This window comes from Janthinobacterium sp. P210005, assembly GCF_036231865.1.
Classification (GTDB): Bacteria; Pseudomonadota; Gammaproteobacteria; order Burkholderiales; family Burkholderiaceae_D; genus Janthinobacterium; species Janthinobacterium kumbetense.
In genome coordinates, this window is sequence record NZ_JAZARC010000001.1 from 1,860,657 (window position 1) to 1,880,258 (window position 19,602).

18 protein-coding genes are annotated in these 19,602 nt (G+C 65.4%); 5 read left to right on the forward strand and 13 right to left on the reverse strand.

Annotation, left to right across the window (positions count from 1 at the left end; genetic code table 11):
• Window positions 1-252: 252 nt before the first annotated feature.
• Window positions 253-2,163 carry a S8 family serine peptidase gene (locus VPH40_RS08250; RefSeq protein WP_328573172.1) on the forward strand — a complete coding sequence of 637 codons (1,911 nt, stop codon included), beginning with the start codon at window positions 253-255 and terminating at the stop codon, window positions 2,161-2,163.
• Between the two features lie 154 nt (window positions 2,164-2,317).
• Window positions 2,318-2,494 (forward strand): hypothetical protein, encoded by a 177-nt coding sequence (locus VPH40_RS08255; protein ID WP_158301208.1) that lies wholly within the window; start codon window positions 2,318-2,320, stop codon window positions 2,492-2,494.
• Window positions 2,495-2,702: 208 nt separating this feature from the next.
• Here VPH40_RS08255 and VPH40_RS08260 read toward each other — a convergent pair whose 3' ends face one another.
• The 12 genes from VPH40_RS08260 to VPH40_RS08315 form a co-directional block, all read right to left on the reverse strand.
• Complete coding sequence (locus VPH40_RS08260; protein ID WP_442906625.1) at window positions 2,703-3,893, reverse strand: PA0069 family radical SAM protein; 1,191 nt, start codon at window positions 3,891-3,893, stop codon at window positions 2,703-2,705.
• A gap of 80 nt (window positions 3,894-3,973) precedes the next feature.
• Complete coding sequence (locus VPH40_RS08265; RefSeq protein ID WP_328573173.1) at window positions 3,974-4,681, reverse strand: tRNA-uridine aminocarboxypropyltransferase; 708 nt, start codon at window positions 4,679-4,681, stop codon at window positions 3,974-3,976.
• Between the two features lie 86 nt (window positions 4,682-4,767).
• Window positions 4,768-6,552: a methyl-accepting chemotaxis protein gene (locus VPH40_RS08270; RefSeq protein ID WP_289898477.1), complete on the reverse strand. Its 1,785-nt coding sequence runs from the start codon at window positions 6,550-6,552 to the stop codon at window positions 4,768-4,770.
• A gap of 264 nt (window positions 6,553-6,816) precedes the next feature.
• Window positions 6,817-7,329: a lipocalin family protein gene (locus VPH40_RS08275; RefSeq protein ID WP_328573174.1), complete on the reverse strand. Its 513-nt coding sequence runs from the start codon at window positions 7,327-7,329 to the stop codon at window positions 6,817-6,819.
• Window positions 7,330-7,363: 34 nt separating this feature from the next.
• A complete protein-coding gene (locus VPH40_RS08280; RefSeq protein WP_328573175.1) occupies window positions 7,364-8,164 on the reverse strand; it encodes a substrate-binding periplasmic protein in 801 nt (266 codons plus the stop codon).
• Window positions 8,165-8,197: 33 nt separating this feature from the next.
• Complete coding sequence (gene tssA / locus VPH40_RS08285) at window positions 8,198-9,229, reverse strand: type VI secretion system protein TssA (RefSeq protein WP_099667126.1); 1,032 nt, start codon at window positions 9,227-9,229, stop codon at window positions 8,198-8,200.
• A gap of 20 nt (window positions 9,230-9,249) precedes the next feature.
• Window positions 9,250-11,892 (reverse strand): type VI secretion system ATPase TssH, encoded by a 2,643-nt coding sequence (gene tssH, locus VPH40_RS08290; protein WP_328573176.1) that lies wholly within the window; start codon window positions 11,890-11,892, stop codon window positions 9,250-9,252.
• Window positions 11,889-12,365 carry a type VI secretion system baseplate subunit TssE gene (gene tssE / locus VPH40_RS08295; RefSeq protein ID WP_328573177.1) on the reverse strand — a complete coding sequence of 159 codons (477 nt, stop codon included), beginning with the start codon at window positions 12,363-12,365 and terminating at the stop codon, window positions 11,889-11,891. Before tssE ends, tssH begins: the two co-directional genes overlap by 4 nt.
• Before the next feature lie 65 nt (window positions 12,366-12,430).
• Window positions 12,431-12,922, reverse strand: coding sequence for an Hcp family type VI secretion system effector (locus tag VPH40_RS08300; protein ID WP_034750126.1), 492 nt, complete (start codon window positions 12,920-12,922; stop codon window positions 12,431-12,433).
• Between the two features lie 31 nt (window positions 12,923-12,953).
• Window positions 12,954-14,453 carry a type VI secretion system contractile sheath large subunit gene (gene tssC / locus VPH40_RS08305; protein ID WP_289898481.1) on the reverse strand — a complete coding sequence of 500 codons (1,500 nt, stop codon included), beginning with the start codon at window positions 14,451-14,453 and terminating at the stop codon, window positions 12,954-12,956.
• A 1-nt stretch (window position 14,454) separates the two neighbouring features.
• A complete protein-coding gene (gene tssB, locus VPH40_RS08310; RefSeq protein ID WP_289898482.1) occupies window positions 14,455-14,964 on the reverse strand; it encodes a type VI secretion system contractile sheath small subunit in 510 nt (169 codons plus the stop codon).
• A 38-nt stretch (window positions 14,965-15,002) separates the two neighbouring features.
• Window positions 15,003-15,590: a hypothetical protein gene (locus tag VPH40_RS08315; RefSeq protein WP_328573178.1), complete on the reverse strand. Its 588-nt coding sequence runs from the start codon at window positions 15,588-15,590 to the stop codon at window positions 15,003-15,005.
• 278 nt (window positions 15,591-15,868) lie between these two features.
• Between VPH40_RS08315 and tssJ the strand changes: the two genes are divergently transcribed.
• From tssJ to icmH, 3 genes are read left to right on the forward strand one after another with little or no spacing between them, the layout of a single operon-like run.
• A complete protein-coding gene (tssJ, locus tag VPH40_RS08320; protein ID WP_328573179.1) occupies window positions 15,869-16,468 on the forward strand; it encodes a type VI secretion system lipoprotein TssJ in 600 nt (199 codons plus the stop codon).
• Window positions 16,469-16,524: 56 nt separating this feature from the next.
• On the forward strand, window positions 16,525-17,895 hold the full coding sequence (tssK, locus tag VPH40_RS08325; protein WP_099667120.1) for a type VI secretion system baseplate subunit TssK: 1,371 nt from the start codon (window positions 16,525-16,527) through the stop codon (window positions 17,893-17,895).
• The gene (gene icmH / locus VPH40_RS08330; protein WP_077407211.1) at window positions 17,892-18,674 is read left to right on the forward strand and encodes a type IVB secretion system protein IcmH/DotU; all 783 of its coding nucleotides are present in this window, start codon (window positions 17,892-17,894) and stop codon (window positions 18,672-18,674) included. The genes tssK and icmH overlap by 4 nt, the downstream gene beginning before the upstream one ends.
• Window positions 18,675-18,815: 141 nt before the next feature.
• Here icmH and VPH40_RS08335 read toward each other — a convergent pair whose 3' ends face one another.
• Window positions 18,816-19,601 carry an OmpA family protein gene (locus VPH40_RS08335; protein ID WP_305052749.1) on the reverse strand — a complete coding sequence of 262 codons (786 nt, stop codon included), beginning with the start codon at window positions 19,599-19,601 and terminating at the stop codon, window positions 18,816-18,818.
• Between the last annotated feature and the right edge of the window lies 1 nt (window position 19,602).

Below are 19,602 nucleotides of genomic sequence, written 5' to 3' on the forward strand. Positions count from 1 at the left end.
CCCCCTCCCCGTCCTTGCCACCTGCCGTTTTCGTCCATCCCGCTCAACAAGGGTGGACGATATCCGCCAACATTATTGCAGCACGACAATACAAATCCGCCCCATCCCTTGAAAATCAAGCACTTGGCCTTCTGGCACGCCCCTTGCTAAAGATCATGCTATCGGCGCTGGAGCAGCAGGCGCCGCAGCAGGCGGGCGGAGCACCTCAAGCGGTGCGCCGCCCACCCTCCAGGACCCAGCAAGGAGCACCGCGTGCCGACGACCATGGAAGTATCCACCACCCACGACAGCCTGGCCAATCATGGCTTGCTGCCCGGCCTGGCTGCCTTGCAAGATGGCAACACCGGCTGTGCCGACATCTGCATCGCCGTGCTCGACGGTCCCGTCGATACCAGCCACCCTTGCTTTGCCGGCGCCAGGCTGCAACTGCTCGACACGCTCGCCACGGGTGCCAGCGGCAGCGGCCGGGCATCGCAACACGGCACCCATGTCGCCAGCATCATCTTTGGCCAGCCGGGCAGTCCCGTCACGGGCCTGGCTCCCCATTGTCGGGGCTTGATCCTGCCCATCTTTGCCGACCGCGCCGACGGCGCACTGACGCAATGCACGCAACTCGACCTGGCCCGCGCCATCACCCAGGCCGTCGAACACGGCGCGCACATCATCAATGTCAGCGGCGGCGAACTGTCCGACAGCGGCGCCGCCGATGGCCTGCTGCAAAAAGCCATACAGCTGTGCCATGAACGCAACGTCCTGCTGATCGCCGCGGCGGGCAATGACGGCTGCGATTGCCTGCACATCCCCGCCTCCATCAAATACACGCTGGTCGTCGGCGCACTGGACCGGCAAGGCGCGCCCATGCCCAACAGCAACTGGGGCGAAGCCTATCGCGCGCGCGGCATCATGGCGCCCGGTACCGACATCCTCGGCGCCGCTCCCGCAGGGCGCGTGCGGCTCAGCAGCGGCACCAGCTTTGCCACCCCGATCGTCTCGGCCATCGCAGCCTTGCTGCTATGCCGGCAACACCAACATGGGGATCGTCCTGACCCTCGTGGAGTTTGCAGCGCATTGCTGCAAAGCGCAACGCGTTGCAACACCAATGGCGAGCTGGACTGTCGCCGCCTCCTGACTGGGACATTGAATGTGCCGGGCGCCACTCAACTATTATTAAAAGGGAAAATTGAAATGTCAGACGATACTGTGATTGAAGCGAGCCCAGCCAATGCCGACACTTCCGCGCAGGCGCATCCGCTCAGCATTCCCATGCTGGAAACCCCCTCCCTGGCCAACCTTGCGGGCCCTTCCGGCGCGACGCGGCAAGGCATCGCCGCTTCCGGCATCGATGCCTCCGATTGCGGCTGCGGCGGCAGCGCCAAGGGCCCGACCCTGGTGTATGCGCTGGGCAACCTGGGCGTCGACTTCGGCAGCGAAGCGCGCCGCGATTCCTTCGTCCAGGCCATGCCACCAGGCAGGGACAATCCGAGCGATCCGCAGCAATTGATCGAATTCCTGCGCGCAAAGCCATATTTCCGCCAATCGCTGACCTGGACCGTCAACCTGGACGCCACGCCGATCTACGCGGTCGTCCCCGTCGGTCCGTATGCCGACATGACCTATGAACTGCTGTTCGAGGCCTATGTCGGCACCATCGATGGCCTGGTCGTCATGAATTCGTTTCCCGGCGTAATCTCGGGCGCCGCCAGGCTGATGTCCGGCCAGGTCGTTCCCGTGATCCAGCCGGCCATCCGGGGCATGTTCAGCTGGAATGTGCCGCAGCTGATCGACAGCCTGATGGCGGTGCAGGACAGCCTGGACATCAACAGCAACAACACGGGCGCGCGCCTGGAAAACTTCCTGAACCGCATCTATTACGACTTCCGCAACCTGGGCGTCACGGGCATGGACCGCGCGCTCAACTTCTCGGCCACAAATGCCATGCAAGCGGCGGAAATGCTGGCCAAGACCACGGGCATGCAGCTCGATACCATCGTCGTGCAACAGAGCCCCGTGTGCCGCCCGGGCTCCGAGTGCTACGACATCATCATGACCTTCTTCAACCCGGAAAACCTGCAGGTAGCCAACACGGTCGCCCGTTTCGCCGTCGACGTCAGCGATGTGATACCGGTCAGCGTCGGCGCAGTGCGCTACTGGTCGCAACGCTGACGTCAACAGCATTTGAATTGTCGGGGCTCGTGGGCGCAGCGATGCGTGCACGCGCTTCAGCATACGGTCGTTGGCGGGAAACGATCAGCACCGTACTTCGGTACGCACACCCATTGCCGTTGCCCGCGGCGGCGCCACCACAAGGAGTTTTAAAATGAACAATCTGCCATTGCAAGCCAAAGCCGTACAACGCAGCCCCAGCATCTCCGCCATCAGCCAGGGTGTCGCCCCTTCCGGCATTACCTGCACCCTGTGCAAAGCGGCTTGCGGCGCCTTGAGCGGCACCGCACAGCAACTCTGCCTGATGGCTTGCAACGCCACCGTTTGCTGATCAAGCCAGCAAGATCGAGCCGTTCCGGCTAAGCCCGGCATGCCTGCGGGCGATGAGTTTCTCGTCGCCCGCTCCCCCTGCCGGCATCCCCCCCGATGGACGCAGGACGGCGATGCGACTCGCCACCAAGTCCGCCTGTTTCGCGCAGTACGCATGCCCTTGCGCGTGCCCTTGTCAACACACAAGCCCGCGCCCCGCACTGCTTGCGCTAAAACAAATCCAGCTGCCCCGCATCGCCTTTTTTTACTTTTGCGCCCAGCGGCGGCACCACCAGCGGCCGGCTGAACTGCGTGCAATCGAGCTGCTTGAAGCGGCCGCCCTTGCCGTGCAAGCCCAGCCGGTGCACGGCCTTTTCAAAGCGCTGGCGGATGAGGTCAGCCCACACACCCTCGCCCCGCATGCGCGTACCGAACGCGCTGTCGTAATCCTTGCCTCCGCGCATTTCGCGCACCCGGTTCATCACGCGCTGGGCACGTTCCGGGAAGTGCGCTTCCAGCCATTGCTGGAACAGCGGGCTCACTTCCCACGGCAGGCGCAGCACCACGTAATGGGCGTGGATGGCGCCCGCGTCGCGCACGGCTTCGAGCAGCTGCTCGATTTCCGGTTCCGTCACGAACGGGATGATGGGCGCGATGCTCACGCCCACGGGGATGCCCGCCTCCGTCAGGGTGCGGATGGTGCGCAGCCGCCGCGCCGGAGCGGCCGCGCGCGGCTCCAGGGTGCGCGCGATGGCCGGGTCGAGCGTGGTGACAGTGACGGCCACGGCGGCCAGACGCCTGGCCGCCATCGGTGCCAGAATGTCGATATCGCGCTCGATCAGCGACGATTTCGTGATCAGCGCCACAGGGTGGTCGCACTCGTGCAGCACTTCCAGCACGCGCCGCGTCAGTTGCCGTTCGCGCTCGCACGGCTGATACGCATCCGTGTTCACGCCCAGGGCGATCGGTTCGGGCACATAGGAGGGCTTGGCCAGTTCGCGGCGCAAGAGTTCGGGGGCGTTCACCTTGGCATAGATGCGGCTTTCGAAGTCCAGGCCCGGCGACAGGCCCAGATAGCTGTGCGTGGGGCGGGCAAAGCAATAAATGCAGCCGTGTTCGCAACCCCGATACGGATTCAAGGAAACATTGAACGGCAAGTCGGGCGAAGCGTTGCGCGTGAGAATGGTGCGCGCCTGTTCGTCACTGACCTGCGTCTTCCAGGTGGGAGGCCCCGCCTCCCCGGTCGCCTCATCCAGGCCGCCCACGCCCCAGCCATCATCGAAACCGCCGCGCGCGTGCACCTCGTAGCGCCCTTGCAGGTTCGACACGGCGCCGCGGCCCTTGTGGGCTTTCAGCGATTGCGGCGGCAACATGGCTTGCCCGGCGAAGCTGTCATCGTGCTCTGGAATGATTGCTTTCATGAACGGCCCCATCAACTGTATATACGTACAGTATACTATGCCGCTGTGCGGGCAAGATCAAGGGCTGGCGTGATGCCGTTTCAAGCTTTTTCACCGTGCGGCATGACATAACTCAACTGCTGTGCGACAAAGCCGTCAAATGCCGCGATCAGGGGAACGAAGCGGGCCGCGTCCTGCTCCAACTGCATCAGGGCATAGCACGTCGCTTCCAGGGTCGATAACTGGTCTGGCGCATGCGCCTTGCGGATCAGGTAATGGGAAGCGGGCGTGTCGCGCAGGGGCAGGCGCGGCAGCTGTTGCAACGGGGGATTCAGATACAGCATCTTGCGGCTCTTGCGCCAGGTGGCGTCCAGCACCACCAGCCGCACGCGGGCAAGATCGAGCAAGCTGGCTGGGTCGAGCGCTGGCGGCGGGGCGATGCCCAGCGAACGGTCGCCGGGCGTATCCGGGTACAGCAACACGTTGTGCTTGTCGGCCAGCAATTCGGCGAGCGTATCGGGGGCAAACTGCTCGCCCGTCAGCATGCGGCTGTTCGGCAGGCTCAGGTGCAGAAGGCGGGCACTGCCCTTGGCATTGTGCACTTCCAGCGGATGCTGCAGGATCAGCACTTCCACCGCGTGGGAAACGGGGGCGATCCAGCGGCAGATGCAGCTGGAGACGGCGCGCAGGCAGGCTGGGCAGCGCGCGCGTTTGGCCGGTTCAGCCAGGGAAGACGATGCAGCGCCAGGGCTGGCGGGATGGCTGGCGGGATGATTTGAGCTAGGGCTGGAGGTACGGCGGGTGGTCATGGCGGAGCGCGTTCGCGGCTGTCTTCAAGCCGCGATTGTAGCGCCCGCGCCATGCCAAGGGGGAATCTGCGCTTAAGAATCCGTGCTTAAAACTCTTCCCATTCGTCGGCGCCCGAGGCCACCGGCGTCTTCGGCGTGCGTGCGCGCACCGCGTCCGCTTGCGCCGCCTTGTCCGGCGAGGTCGCGGTCACGGCGGGTGCTGGCGCGCGGGATGCTGGCGCGCGTCGCATGGCGGGCTGCGTGGCGGGTTGCGTAGCGGCTCGCGTGGCAGCCGCTACTGGCGCAGGCGCCGTCACGGACGGGCTGCTACGGGCGGCAGCATATTGCTGCGTGGCATCGAGCTTGAACACGCCCACGACCTCGGCCAGCCTGGCCGCCTGTTCCTGCATGGATTCGGCCGCCGCGGCCGCTTCTTCCACCAGGGCCGCGTTTTGCTGCGTCACCTGGTCCATCTGGCCGATGGCCTGGTTGACTTGTTCGATGCCGGCGCGCTGTTCATCGCTGGCGTCGGTGATCTGGTTCATGATCTGCGTCACGTGACTGATGCTTTGCACGATCTCGTCCATGGTGCGGCCCGCCTTGTCCACCAGTTGCGAACCGGCCTCGACCTTTTGCACGGAATCGTCGATCAAGCCCTTGATTTCCTTGGCCGCCGCGCTGGAGCGCTGCGCCAGGTTGCGCACTTCGGAAGCCACGACGGCAAAGCCGCGGCCCTGTTCACCGGCCCTGGCCGCTTCCACGGCCGCGTTCAGGGCCAGGATATTCGTCTGGAAGGCGATGGCGTCGATGACGCTGATGATGTCGACAATCTTGCGCGAGGAATCGTTGATCGAGCCCATGGTGCTGACCACTTCCGACACCACCACGCCGCCCTTGCTGGCGATCTGCGAGGCGTCGATGGCCAGCTGGTTGGCGCTGCGCGCATTGTCCGCGTTGAGTTTCACGGTGGAGGTCAGCTCTTCCATGGACGACGCCGTCTCTTCCAGCGAGCTGGCCTGCTCTTCCGTGCGTGACGACAAGTCCAGGTTACCGGCGGCAATTTCGCTCGACGCCGTACTGATGGACTCGGTGCCGGCGCGCACCTGGCCCACGATACTCACCAGTTTATCGTTCATGTTTTTCAGCGCATGCATCAATTGCCCCGTCTCGTCGCGGCTTTCCACGACGATATGGCTGGTCAGGTCGCCAGCGGAAACGGCTTCCGCCACCTCGACGGCACGCGTGATGGGACGCGTGATCGAGCGCGTGATCCAGTAGGCGCAGGCGATGCCCAGCAAGATGGCCACCACGCCCAGCGAGATCAGCAGCATGCGGCCATTTTCGTAGCGCGAACGGATTTGCGCGGCCGTTTCATCGAGCAATTTGGCTTCCAGCAATTCCAGCTTCTTCAGCGACGCCAGATAGATGTCGCGCTTGACGGCCATGTCGCCTTCGTACAGGCGCTTGCCCAGTTCCAGGTCGCCCGCATTCTTGGCCTTGAACACATTCTTGCGTACTTCCGTGTAGGCCTTGCGCGTGCTCAATACTTCCTGGTACAGCGCCTGCTCGTCCGTGTTCAGCTCGCTCTTGCCGATATCGTTCTGGATTTCCGTGGCGCGTGCAGACGAGACCGCCATTTCCTGTTCAAACTGCTTCTGGTGTTCGGGATCGCTGACTTTCCAGGCGGCCGCCGTGCGCGCCGCGTTGACCTCGATGACCTTGGTCCACTCGGCGATCAGGCGCTCATTGCGCACCTTGACGTTGACGAGCGCATCGGTTTCCTTGCTGGCGCTTTGCATCTGCACGATGCCCACCACGGTCAGGCTGGTCAACAGGAACAGGACGGCGGCAAAACCGCCACCGAGACGTACGCCGATTTTGAGGTTTTTCATTGCGTGATTCCTATCTGAAGAAAACGATGCACAGACGCCACGAAACCGACCTACTGCTACGTACCAATATAGCAGGCATCTGCCGTGCGGCAATCACGAGCGGCGGCGCAACGCGAACGTCGCCACCGGAATGGCAGCGCGCCGCAGCGCACTACTTTGGAGCAGATTGTGAGTGAATCAGAGTGGTATTGCAAGAAATAACATGCAGAAAAGCAACAACCAGAAGGCGCTATGCCGCCACGAACGGACGGCAGGCAAGCAAGGTCAGTTTTGCTTCACATAGATCAATTTTGACGTGTCAAAACCCAGGCCGCCGGCTTTCTCGATCAGGCGCTGCTGCAAGGCAGGGTCCATGGTGGGCGTGCGCGACAACAGCCAGAAGTACGACTTGTCGGGGCCGCTGATCATGGAATAGCTGTAATTTTGCTGGTCGAGGTCGAAGACGATGTAGGAACCATAGAAGGGGCCGAAAAACGACACTTTCAGGTAGCCCACGTCTTTCTTGTCCACGAAATACGCCTTGCCTTCCGCTTCCTTCCACTTCGCATCCGCATCCTTGTAGCCGCGGTTGAGCACTTTCAGGCCGCCATCCTGGCGCAGGCTGTAATCGGCCGTCACCTGGCTCAGGCCCCGCTCGAACGAATGGTCGAGGCGCGCGATCTCATACCATGTGCCCAGATAGCGGGTCGTGTCGAAGTGACCGACAGGCACAATATTGTCGGGGCGGCCCACGCAGCCGGCCAGCACGAGCACACTCAGAAACAGCAATTTTTTCATGGTCTTCTCCATCGGGTGAATCAGGGTGGCAACGTCAGGGTTGCAATGCCCGGTCGACGATGCGGCGGATCGCGCCGCTATTTTGCATGCGCACGATGGCCGCATTGAATTGTGCGATAAAGTCATCGCGATAGGGATAGGCGGCAGGCCGTTGCGCCGTAAAACCCAGGTGGCCTTGCTGGCTGGCCAGCTGCGCCGTTTCCTCGATTGCCTGCATCGGCGTGCCCGGCGGCCCCTCGCGCCGGATGCGCTGCAATTCCCACTGCGCCGACAGGCGGTCGCTGACATAGCAATCGATGCGTCCGCGCATCAGCTTGAGCAAATTCGTGCGCGTGCCCTTGGCAGGATCGAGCACGATTTTTTCAGCGCGCAGGGACGCCATCAATCCCGCGTCGCCCGGCAGGAAACCGGCGTTCACGCCGATGTGCAGGCCGCCGTAATCGGCGGGCCATTGCCGCAGCTTGCGCCTGGCCAGCACGTCCTGGTTGCACAGCACCACCAGCTGCTCCATCAGCAGCGGCACGGAATAGCGCACATACGGCCGCTCGCTGCGCCAGGAATACGGCGGATACAGGGCAAACGCCTCGCCCGTCTGCAGCATCAGCAAGCCCCGTTTCCAGGGCACGGGACGCAGCTGCACCGCATACTGCGGCATCGATTGCGCCGCTTCGCGCACGATCTCCGTATAAATGCCTTTCAGCTGGCCGTTTTCAACGTAGGAGTACGGCGGATAGTCGTCGTCGCCGTAAATCACCAGCGGCACCGCGGTGCCGGCCCGCGCGCTGGCGGCGATGAACAGGCATAGCGCGGCAGGCAAGATGAGCATTCTGGACATGCCCGAAGAGTAGCATGGAAGGGGTCAGCGCCATCACCCGTTTGCACTGTTCGTGCCCAGCATGTCATCGAGCTGCGCCAGGGTATTGGCATCCTTCACGACGGCGCGCAGCCACAGGTGCAGCGGCAGTTCGCCCCAGCTGGCGGCCTTCTCGGCCAGGTAGGCGACGGGGCTGTGCGGCTCCGTGCGGCGGAAGAAATCGGCCACCTGGCGCAGCTGGGCCAGCGCCTGCTGGCGCTGCACGATGGCGCCGCCGCCCTCGCCGGCGGCCTGGCCGGCGGCGGCCGGGGCACCGATAAAATCCGCGCCAGGCGACAGCGGCGCGATGAAATGAATGGCGTTTTCCAGCGCTTCGCGCGCGGCGCGGAAACTCGGACCGTCGGCGCCGAAACGCGCATCGACGCTGCGCTCGAACGCCAGCAGCGACTGCATGCAGTACTGCGCATCGGCCAGCAAGCCGTCGGAAAAGGCGCGCGTGTTCCTTTGCCGCGCCGCCTCCATCTGCGCCAGGGTTGCCGCTTCGTCGTGGCGCGCGTCGCCCCAGCCCTGATCGGCCGCGCCCTGCGCTACGCTGGCGGCCGCGCGCTGGCGCGCCGCATCGAAATCCTGCAGCGCATACAGGCCGTCGGCGCCTTCGGTCAGCGGGATCTCGCGCAGCAGTTGCGGCGTGCGCGACAGCAGCCAGAAGACATTGCCGATGCGCTGTTCCTGGTCGCCCTCTTCCGCCGGCGGATACAGGCCATCCCAGTAACGTTCGCACAGGCCGGCCAGCAACGCGTAGCCATCGCCCAGGCCACGGAAATGGCGCGTCTTCGCGTGCGCCTCGGCCAGCCACACGGCCATGCGCAAATCCTTGCTGCGCGCCGCGATCAGCTGTTCGCAGCGCGTCGCCACGAAGGGCCAGTCGGCTTCCTTCAGCGCCGTCACCCACTCGCCCTGGTCCAGGCTCGGGTCGTCGTGCTGGCGCGCTCGCGCGATGGCGTCGAGCTCCTGGCTGAAGGTGAGGTCGTCGCCGCAGGGACTGACGGCGCTGACGGGGTGCAGCAACTGCTCCAGATTGAACATGGCGCTCTCCGGAAGGTGGATTATCGGATCGTGTACTTGAACTGCCCCTGCTTGTTCGCGCTGACGCGTATCGACGCGACCGGCTCGCCCGCGGCCATGCGCGCCAGCACCGCTTCGGCGATCGCCGGCAGCAGGCTGCCGTTGAGGATCTGGTCGACGTTGCGCGCGCCCGAATCGACCTCGGTGCAGCGCGCCAGCACGGCGTCGACCAGGCCCGCGTCATGGCTGAACTGCGCCTGGTGGTTGCGCGCGATGCGCGCGCCGATGCGCGCCAGCTTCAGGGCGATGATCTCGGCCAGCACCGCGTCGTTCAGGGGATAGAAGGGCAGCACCTTCAGGCGCCCCAGCAAGGCCGGCTTGAAGTGCGCCACCAGTTGCGGTCGCACCAGTTCTTCCAGCGCGGCCGGCGTGGGCAAGTCCTGTGACGCCCGGTTCAGGCAAGCGGCCATCATCGCGCCCGAACCCAGGTTCGAGGTGGCGATGATGATGGTGTTGCGAAAATCGACTTCGCGCCCTTCCGCATCATCGAGCACGCCCTTGTCGAACACCTGGAAGAACAGTTCCAGCACGTCGGGATGGGCCTTTTCCGCTTCATCGAGCAGCACCACGCTGTAGGGCTGTCGCCGCACGCCTTCCGTCAGCACGCCGCCTTCGCCATAGCCGACATAGCCGGGCGGCGAGCCTTTCAGGCCGGCCACGCTGTGCGCTTCCTGGTACTCGCTCATGTTGATGCTGATGAGCTTGCGCTCGCCGCCATACAGCAGGTCGGCCAGCGCCAGCGCCGTTTCCGTCTTGCCCGTGCCGGACGGCCCCGTGAACAGGAACACGGCTTGCGGCTTGTCCGGGTCGTCCAGGCTGGCGCGCGCCGTGCGCACGCGCTGCGCCACCGCCTCGATGACGTGGTCCTGTCCCAGCACCCGTTCGCGCAGCGCGCCGTCCAGGGTCAGCACCGTGCGGATGTCGTCCTTGAGCATTTTCCCCAGCGGGATGCCGGTCCAGGCGGCGACGATGCCGGCCACCACCTGCGCATCGACTTCCAGCGGCGACAGCGGCGCGTCGCCCTGCAGGGCCGCCAGCTCATCCTTCAGCGCCAGCAGGCGCGCCGCGCCGATCTCGCCCGGCCGCTCGCCGCGCAGCTGCGCGCGCAGCTCGCCGATCTGCGCCACCAGCGCCTTTTCGCGCTCCCAGCGCTGCGCCAGCGCCGCGACCGCCGCCTGCCCTTCATCATGCTCGCGCCGCAGCTGCGCCAGGCGCGCGGCGCCGGCTTTATCGGGCACTTCGCCATCGGCCACCTCGCGGGCCAGGGCGGCGATTTCCGCGCCGACGCGTTCCTGGCGCCGGTGCACGTTTTCCAGCTGCGCCGGCGTGGCGCGCTGGCCCAGCGCCACCTTGGCGCACGCCGTATCGAGCACGCCGATGGCCTTGTCGGGCAACTGGCGCCCGCTGATGTAGCGGTGCGACAGGCGCACCGCCTCGACGATGGCGGCGTCGCGCACGCGGATGCCGAAATGGCGCTCCATCAGCGGCGCCATGGCGCGCAGCATGGCGCAGGCGATGTCTTCGCTGGGCTCTTCCACCTTCACCACCTGGAAGCGCCGCGCCAGCGCCGCATCCTTTTCAAAATACTTCTTGTACTCGCTCCAGGTGGTGGCGGCGATGGTGCGCAGGGCGCCGCGCGCCAGCGCCGGCTTGAGCAGATTGGCCGCATCGTTCTGCCCCGCCTGGCCGCCGGCGCCGATCATCGTATGCGCCTCGTCGATGAAGAGGATGACGGGGTGCGGGCTTTTCGTCACCTCGTCGATGACATTCTTTAAACGGCTTTCGAATTCTCCCTTCACGCTGGCGCCGGCCTGCAGCAAGCCCATGTCGAGCGCGTGGATGCGCGCGCCCTGCAGCACCTCGGGCACGTCGCCGGCGGCGATGCGCAAGGCCAGGCCTTCCACCACGGCCGTCTTGCCCACGCCCGCCTCGCCCGTCAAAATAGGATTGTTCTGGCGCCGGCGCAGCAGGATGTCGACGGCCTGGCGTATCTCCGCCTCGCGGCCGATCACGGGATCGAGCTTGCCATCGCGCGCCAGCTGCGTCAGGTCGGTGGTGAACTGGTCCAGCGCCGGGGTTTTGCTGGCCAGGCTAACAACAGGATCGTCGCCGGTGTCGGAAAGCCGCGGCACGCCAGCGCTTTCCTCCTCGCCGGAGCCGGCCGTCAGCTTGTCCGGATGGTGCTTCAATTGCTCCACGCTGAAGCGGGCGAACAGCTTCGAGCCGCGGTAGGCGAGCTGCGACAGTTCCGGTTCCGTCAGCAGCGCCAACAGCAGATGGCGGCTGCGGATGGGGCCTGGCTGCGCCGTGTCCAGCGAGGCGATCAGCCAGGCGTGTTCGAACAGCAGCGGCAAGTGGGGCGAAAACACGGGCGTGCGCGCGCTGCCCGTGCGGAAGCCGCCGATCTCGCGGCGCAGGTCCGCCTCCAGCGCCGTCAGGCTGATCTCGCTGCGCCGCGCGATGGTGACGAAATCGCTGCGCTCCTGCTCCAGCAGCGCCAGGAACAGGTGTTCGATATCGACTTCATACTGGCCCAGTCCCACGCAGATGGCGGCGGCGCGGGTGGCGGCCGTGCGCGCCGTGTCATTCAGTTTGGCGATCAGGGTTTTCAAGTTATTGTTCATGCGGCGGCTCCCTTGCGGTTGATCGAATAGCGCAGCGACGACGGCTGCAGCACGGCGTCGAAATTGACCGTCTCGCCACCGGACCTCACGGCCAGGGTGCCGCTGATGACGAAGCCGACCCGGTTGATGGCGCCCGCGTCCCGTTCCAGGCGGGCGCGCACATTGCGCAGGCGCGGCTCGTGGCGTTCGATGGCGGCCTTCAGCGCGGCGCAGATGCGGGCGCGGTCGTCGCTGCTCGACAAACACATGCCGGCGAAATCGATCAAGCCATAGTTGACGATGGAGGCCGCACATTCCGGATAGGCGTCGAGCGCGCCGGGCGGCAGGGCCACGCGCGTATTGAGCAGCTCTTCCAGGTCGCGCGCCACCGCATCCTTCAATTGTTCCAGCGACAGGCGCGGCGCCACGCCGCCCGCCGCCGCGCCGCCGTCGCCCATCAGGCGGTCGAACAGGCCAGGTACATAACTGTCCATGCGCTCTCCTGAAAAGTCGGCGCGGCGCGGGCGCAGGTGGCCGCCGCGCGCCGCGCGAGGATGGATCAAGCCACGCGGTTCGCGGCCAGGTCCCAGCCGCCCGAGGTATTGCCGCCGGCGCCGCCCGTCACTTTTTGCTGCGTGTATTTCCACTTCACCTTCGAGAACTTGAAGCCGACGTGTTCACCGAGGATGTCGCCCTCTTCCACGTTCGGCGTGACGGCGCCGATCAGCACATTCTCGATTTCGATTTCAAAGTACTTGACGCGCTCGCCCTGGCCGTCGGCGCGCATGAATTCGAAGCGCGCCTTGGGGATGGTCTTGCCGGCCGAGCAGGTCTGCAGCAGCACCGGCGAGGCCAGGTCGGCCAGCTTGGAAATGACGATGTCCTTGTGCTCGCAGCGTTCGGCCGTGTGGCCGCCGCCCGTCGACGCGGTGGCGGACTTCGGCTGCTCGACGCTCCAGCTGACCGATTTGCACTCGATCCAGTCCTTGTGCTTGTCATCCGTGGACTCGCCCTTGATGCCGTCTATCTGCAGATATACATCGATTGCCATGGTGTGCTCCTGTGGTTGAAAGAGAGGTGGATCAGGAATTGGTCGACTTCGGCAACTCCGCGACCAGTCGGAGCGAAACGGATAATTCATCAAGCTGGAAGTGCGGCCGCAGGAACGACACGGCGCGGTACACGCCGGGCCGGCCCGGCACTTCATGCACCTGCACGGACGCTTCGCGCAGGGGGAACTGCGCCTTCTGTTCCTGGCTGGCGTTATCGTCGAGCAGCACGTACTGCATCAGCCAGCGGTTCAAAAAATCCTCCACGTTGGAGGCGGCGGCAAAGCTGCCGATCTTGTCGCGCATCATGGCCTTCATGTAATGGGCGATGCGCGAGACGGCAAAGATGTACTGCAGCTGCGACGACAGCACCGCGTTCGCATTGGCCGCGTCGCTGTTGTACTTGCGGCTTTTCTGCGCCGACTGCGCGCCGAAGAACGCCGCGTACGCCGTGTTCTTGCAGTGCACCAGCGAGATGAAACCCAGGTCGCTCAACTCCTTTTCGCGGCGGTCGGTGATCGCCACTTCGGCCGGGCATTTCAGGGCCACGTCGCCCTCGTCCGTCTTGAAGGTGTGGGTCGGCAGGTCGTCCACCAGGCCGCCGCCCTCCACGCCGCGGATGGCGGCGCACCAGCCGTAGTCGGCAAAGGCGCGCGTCAGCTTGCAGCCGAACGCATACGCGGCGTTACACCACAGGTATTTGTGATGGTCGCTGCCGTCGACTTCCTCGACAAAATTGAAACCTTCCACCGTGGTGCCGTCGACGGGATTGAACGGCAACCGGCCCAGGAAGCGGGGCAAGGTCAGGCCGACATAGCGCGCATCCTCGGATTCGCGGAAGGCTTTCCATTTCGCGTACTCGATGGTGTCGAACACCTTGGCCAGGTCGCGCGGCTTGCCCAGGTCGCCGTAGCTTTCCAGGCCAAACAGTTCCGGCGCGGCCGAAGCGATGAACGGCGCATGGGCGGCGGCGGCGATGTGCGACATCTGTTCGACGAAATACATGTCTTCCGGCTGGCGCGAGATGGCGAAGTCGCCCAGCAGCGCGGCGAACGGCGCGCCGCCGAAGGTGCCGAATTCCTCTTCATACACCTTCTTGAACATGCTGCTCTGGTCGAACTCCAGCGCGGCCTGGAAATCCTTCACCAGTTCGCGCTTGGTGGCGTTGAACATGCGGATCTGCAGGCGCGTGCCCGTATCGGAATTGCCGACCAGGTAGCGCAGCCCCGTCCAGCTTTGTTCGAGCTGCTGGAACGGCGCCGCGTGCATGATTTCGCTGAGCTGGGCGGAGATCAGGCGGTCGATTTCCGCCACGCGCGCATCCAGCGTGGCCGACAGGCTGCTGGACATCAGCACCGTGCCGTCGAGCACCTGCGCCACCAGTTCCGAAATCAGGTCGCGCGCGCGCGCATGTTCGGCGCCGGACTTGGCGACGCGGCTTTGCTCGACGATCTGGTCCAGCAAGTCGGTGGCGGCCGGCGCATCGGGTGCGGATACAGCGAGGGATTCTGTGGCTTCTGCCTGGGCGCTCATCTCAATCCTCCTGCGCTGGGAACTGCGGTTTCAGGGTGGCCAGGCTGTCCGTGTTGTTCAGCACTTCCGTCAGCAAGTCTTCCAGCTTGTCGTTGCCGGCCAGCTTGTTGCGCAAGTCGGCCAGCTTGGTGCGCGCCTCGAGCAGCTTGCGCAAGGGGTCGACCTGGCGCACCACCGATTCCGGGCGGAAGTCGTCCATCGAGCGGAAGTGCAGGTCGACGGCAAACGTGCCGCCCGCCTCGCCGAGGCGGTTCGGCACGGCGAAACGGGCCACCGGTTCCACGCCGGCCAGCACTTCGTCGAAGTTGTCGCGGTCGATGGCGACGAACTTGCGGTCCTTCAGGCGTTTTTTTTCGCTGTCCGGATTGCCGCCAAAGTCGCCCAGCACGCCGACCACGAAGGGCAGCTCCTTGTTTTCAATCGCGTCGCCGATTTCGACGTCGTAGGTCATTTGCACGCGCGGCGCGCGTATCTGCTTCAGGCGTTTTTGCACGCTGTCGGACTTGGGCATGTCGCTTCCTTTACTCAGGGGATGGTGGGGATGCCGGCTTATTTCAGGCCGCTGAACGGGTCGGCCGCACTGCCTTGCGCCGCGCCCTTCGCCGCCGGCGTGCCGGAACCGGCGGCGCGCTTGCCGGCCGCCGGCGGACGCTTGGCCGGCGGCACCAGCACGTCTTCGCCGATGCTCGCGCGCAGCAGCTTGGCCAGGTCCTGCGCTTCCGAGCGCAGCGAGCCATTCAGATTGTTTTGCCGCGACAGGTCGGCCAGCGCCTTGCCGGACAGGCGCAAGCCGCTGACGGCGACGATGCTGTTGGCGACCTTGTCGTCCGGATCGCGCTCCAGCGCTTCGAGCGCATGGCCGATGGCGTCGCCGTACTGGCCGCGGTCGAACTTCATCTGCGCCATTTGCAGCCACGGCGCCTTGTCGGCGGGGTAGCTGCTGCCGCCGCCCTTGAGCAGGGTCATGGCCCGTTCGTACTGGTCGGCGCGCGCCGCCGCATCGGCGTCGCTCATCACTTGCGCCAGGGTCGGCGCGGCAGGTTTCTTGGGCGCCGGCTGGTCCGGCGAGGCGCAGGCGGCCAGCAGCAAGGCGCTGGCGAGGCAGGCAATACGGGGCAACACGGTGGCTGGCTTCATCGGGGCATTCCTTCACGTGGAGGACGCTACCGCTGGGAAAGATGGGCGGCGCCTTGGTGGAGGCCATTATTGATCGCCAATTTTTTTGCCAGATTGAGATTAATCAGCAAAGAAGAAGTTCCACATCACAGCCGCGTACAGCGACATGAAACCTGATCTGGCGCAGTAATTGTCTTGATCGCTGACCGATTTTGCGCCAACGCAAGCAGGTCGCCCCTGCATGCGTTTAAATGACTGCAGCACATTTATTTCCATTCTTCACTTTGCAAAGAGCAGCCATGCCATTTGACGCCCCGCTCCGCCGCCTGGCCCGCACCACCGCGCTACTTCTGCTGGCGTTGCCGCTGGCCGGCTGCGCGGGCGGCGCCATCGGCACCCTGGCCAACGCGGCGCTGCAGATGGCCGGCGCGACCAAGCCGCCGCCCGAACTGCCCGACGCGCAAAAGCCGCCGCGCAATGTCAGCATCCGCCTGCATGCGGCGCAGCGCCTCAACACGGATGCCGACGGCCGGCCGCTGGCGCTGGTGGCGCGCATCTACAAGCTGCGCCAGAGCGCCGCCTTCGAGCAGGCGCCGTACGACAGCTTCCTCGACACGCAGCGCGAAAAGACGGCGCTGGGCGCCGACCTGATGGAAGTGAAAGAAGTGCTGCTGGTGCCGGGCCAGCGCTACGAGGTGCAGGAAAAAGTCAGCAAGGAAGCGTATTTCATCGGCGTCGTGGCCCTGTTCCGCGCGCCTGCGGCGCAGCGCTGGCGCGCCACCTTTGCCGCCGCCGACGCGGAACGCGGCGGCATCACCGTCGGCCTGCACGCCTGCGCGCTCAGCGTGGCCGGCATGGACGGCGGCATGGCGCCGCTGTCCACCCTGCGCTGCCGCTAACGCAGTAACGGCGGCAGCGGCGGCAGCGGCACGCCACACATTCAAGGAGAAACGCAATGGGCATGGCAGCGAAAATCTTGTGGGGAGAGGGCCTGTTCCTGCGGCCGCAGCATTTCCAGCGCCAGGATCAATATCACGAAGCGCGCCTGCATCACACGGCCAGCGCGCTGCATCCCTACCTGTGGGGCGTGGCGCACATGGAGTGGGACCTGGCGGCGCTGAAGACGGGCACCTTGCGCCTGCAAGCCCTGTCGGCGATCTTCCGCGACGGCGAAGTGTTCGAGGCGCTGGGCGACGGCGCAACGGGCAGCGATACCCTGCCGCCGCCCGTGGACCTGGAAGCGCTGCCGCCGGCGGTGCAGGAAGTGACGTATTACGCGGCGCTGCCCATCCTCAATGGCGAAGGCATGAATTACACGGCGCAGGCGTCAACGGCGGGCACGCCGGCGGCCACGCGCTTTGCGCACGCGCTGCGCGCCACGCCCGACCTGTTCACGGAGTCCGCCGTGGCCGACGTGGCCTACCTGAAGAAGAGCGTGCGCCTGATTCCCGACAGCGAGGCGCGCGGCTCCTACGACTGCCTGCCGCTGATCGCCCTGCGGCGCACGGTGTCGGGCGGCTTCGAGCCCGTGCCCTCGTTCATGGCGCCCAGCCTGGCGATCGCCGGCGCGCCGCGCCTGCGGGGCGTGCTGGAACACCTGCTCGACGCCTTGCAGGCGAAAGTGAGCGCGCTGCACGGCCACCACCGCGAACCGAGCCGCAACGTGATCGAATTCCGCTCCGGCGACGTGTCCTCGTTCTGGCTGCTGCACACGGTCAGCACGGCCGCCGCCGCGCTGATGCATTACGTGCGCCATCCGGCCCTGCATCCGGAGCGCCTGTACGAAGCGCTGCTGGGCCTGGCGGGCGGCCTGCTCAGCTACTCCAAGCATTACACCCTGGCCAGCCTGCCCGCCTACGACCACGCGCAGCCGGGCGCCTGCTTCGACGCCATCGACGGCATCATCCGCGAACTGCTCGACACCGTCATCTCGTCGAAGTATTTTTCCATCGCCCTGCTGGAAGAACAGCCGTCGTACTACCTGGGCAAGCTCGATTCGGGCAAGATCGACCAGCACACCACCTTGTACCTGGCGATCCGCGCCGCCATGCCAGCCATCGAACTGGTGGACGTGGTGCCGCTGCGCGTGAAGGTGGGCGCGCCCGACGACGTGGAAAAATGCGTGCTCACGGCCATGCCCGGCCTGAAACTGTCGCATGCGCCGCAAGTGCCGGCGGCCATTCCCGTGCGGCCCGACACCTATTATTTTGCGATTGAAAACCGCGGCGCGCTGTACGAGCAGATGCTCAAGGCGCAGTCGATTTCCGTGTACGTGCCGGCCGGCATACGCGACCTGCAGCTGGAACTGATCGCGGTGACGGCATGAGCCAGCTCATCGAACGGCGCGCGGCGCCGTCCCTGCTGGGACCACGCGGCCCCGCCCCTGCCGGCGCCCGCCATGCCGGCAGCGCCCTGCTGGACCTGATGCATGAAGGCTTTTACATGCTGTTCATGCTGAAGCACGGTTCGGCGCCCGGCGACGAACAAGGCTTCATGGACCGCATCACGGCCTTCCTCGACGACTTCGAACGCGAGGCGAAAAAGATCCGCGCCGACGGCGACGATATCGAGGCGGCCAAATATGCATTCTGCGCGGCCGTCGATGAAATCATCCTGGCCTCGCCCTTCACGCTGCGCAAGCAGTGGGAGCGGCGCCCGCTGCAGCTGCTGATCTTCGGCGACCAGCTGGCCGGCGAACATTTTTTCGACCGCCTCGACGCCCTGCGCGGCAAGGGCGCCATGCGCGTGCAGGCGCTGCAGGTCTTCCATATGTGCCTGTTGCTGGGATTCCAGGGCAAGTATGCGATCGACGGCGGCGAAAAACTCAGCTACCTGACGGCGCGCCTGGGCGACGAGATCGCCCACATCAAGGGCAAGAGCCGCGGCTTCGCGCCGCGCGCGGAACGCCCCGACCAGGTGGTCAACAAACGCGGCAGCGACGTGCCGCTGTGGGCGCTGTCGAGCTTTTTCGCCCTGCTGGCCATCTGCGCCTACCTGGGCCTGAAAACGCATCTGACGCGCGGCACGCAAACGACCCTGGCCGCGTATGCGGACCTGGTCAAGCTGGCGCCGCGCCCCGCGCACCTGACAATCACCCTGCCCTGAACACCTCACAGAACCTACTGCGCGTCGAGATTTGCGGCCTGCGATGCTCAATGACTCGGCGTCCCCGTGCATTCGCACACCTGCGCTTCTCGGCCACAACTCTCATCCGCTCGCTACGGTTTTGTGAGGTGTCAAGCCAATCTATTGCGCAATACGGAACTCGATGCGCCGGTTTCTCGCCCGGCCGTCGGCCGTGGCGTTGCTGGCCACGGGGCGGTCCGGCCCCTGGCCCGACACCAGCACCGAATCGGCGACGACGCCCTTGCCGGCCAGGTAGGCGCGCACGGCTTCGGCGCGCGCCTGGCTCAGGGCCACATTGCTGGCGCGCAGGCCCGTGTCGTCCGTGTGGCCGATCACCTCCACCTTGCGGCCCCGCAGCCTGAGCATGGCGGCCGCCATCTCGTCGAGGATGGCCAGACCGGCCGGCGTGATGGACGCCTTGCCGCTGTCGAATTCGATGATGCGCTTGTCCAGCGCCGCATCGAGCAAGCCTTGTTCGGCCTCGGCCGCCTTGACCCGCAAGCCATTGTTGACGATGTAGGTGGGATTGAGGCTGGTGGCGATGTCGCTGGCGATCTGCTGGCGCTGCGCCTCGTTCGCCACTTCGCCGCGCACGCTGACGTTGTTGCCGTCGATGCTGATCTGTCCCCGTGAAATGAGCTTCAGGTTCGGCGCGATCAGCTTTTGCACGTAGCCGTTCCAGTTGGCCGGCACGGCCACGTTGCCGATGGCGATCTGGTCGACCACGCGCTCGGCGCCATACAGTTCGCGCAGGCGGGCCAGCACGGCCGCCTTGCCCGCCTCGTCGGCCAGGGTGCCCGTGACGAGGATCTGCCCCGGCATCGGCGTCTGGGGCGCTTGCGCCTGGGCGTGGCAAGAGGGGGCGGCAAGCAGCAGCGGCAGCAGGAAAATGACGGGAGATTTCATC

Bases quoted from the DNA above. Each gene is read 5' to 3' on its own strand.
- VPH40_RS08255 (WP_158301208.1), top strand. From the start codon at position 2,318: ATGAACAATCTGCCATTGCAAGCCAAAGCCGTACAACGCAGCCCCAGC.
- VPH40_RS08260 (WP_442906625.1), bottom strand. From the start codon at position 3,893: ATGAAAGCAATCATTCCAGAGCACGATGACAGCTTCGCCGGGCAAGCC.
- VPH40_RS08265 (WP_328573173.1), bottom strand. From the start codon at position 4,681: ATGACCACCCGCCGTACCTCCAGCCCTAGCTCAAATCATCCCGCCAGC.
- VPH40_RS08270 (WP_289898477.1), bottom strand. From the start codon at position 6,552: ATGAAAAACCTCAAAATCGGCGTACGTCTCGGTGGCGGTTTTGCCGCC.
- VPH40_RS08275 (WP_328573174.1), bottom strand. From the start codon at position 7,329: ATGAAAAAATTGCTGTTTCTGAGTGTGCTCGTGCTGGCCGGCTGCGTG.
- VPH40_RS08280 (WP_328573175.1), bottom strand. From the start codon at position 8,164: ATGTCCAGAATGCTCATCTTGCCTGCCGCGCTATGCCTGTTCATCGCC.
- tssA (WP_099667126.1), bottom strand. From the start codon at position 9,229: ATGTTCAATCTGGAGCAGTTGCTGCACCCCGTCAGCGCCGTCAGTCCC.
- tssH (WP_328573176.1), bottom strand. From the start codon at position 11,892: ATGAACAATAACTTGAAAACCCTGATCGCCAAACTGAATGACACGGCG.
- tssE (WP_328573177.1), bottom strand. From the start codon at position 12,365: ATGGACAGTTATGTACCTGGCCTGTTCGACCGCCTGATGGGCGACGGC.
- VPH40_RS08300 (WP_034750126.1), bottom strand. From the start codon at position 12,922: ATGGCAATCGATGTATATCTGCAGATAGACGGCATCAAGGGCGAGTCC.
- tssC (WP_289898481.1), bottom strand. From the start codon at position 14,453: ATGAGCGCCCAGGCAGAAGCCACAGAATCCCTCGCTGTATCCGCACCC.
- tssB (WP_289898482.1), bottom strand. From the start codon at position 14,964: ATGCCCAAGTCCGACAGCGTGCAAAAACGCCTGAAGCAGATACGCGCG.
- VPH40_RS08315 (WP_328573178.1), bottom strand. From the start codon at position 15,590: ATGAAGCCAGCCACCGTGTTGCCCCGTATTGCCTGCCTCGCCAGCGCC.
- tssJ (WP_328573179.1), top strand. From the start codon at position 15,869: ATGCCATTTGACGCCCCGCTCCGCCGCCTGGCCCGCACCACCGCGCTA.
- tssK (WP_099667120.1), top strand. From the start codon at position 16,525: ATGGGCATGGCAGCGAAAATCTTGTGGGGAGAGGGCCTGTTCCTGCGG.
- icmH (WP_077407211.1), top strand. From the start codon at position 17,892: ATGAGCCAGCTCATCGAACGGCGCGCGGCGCCGTCCCTGCTGGGACCA.
- VPH40_RS08335 (WP_305052749.1), bottom strand. From the start codon at position 19,601: ATGAAATCTCCCGTCATTTTCCTGCTGCCGCTGCTGCTTGCCGCCCCC.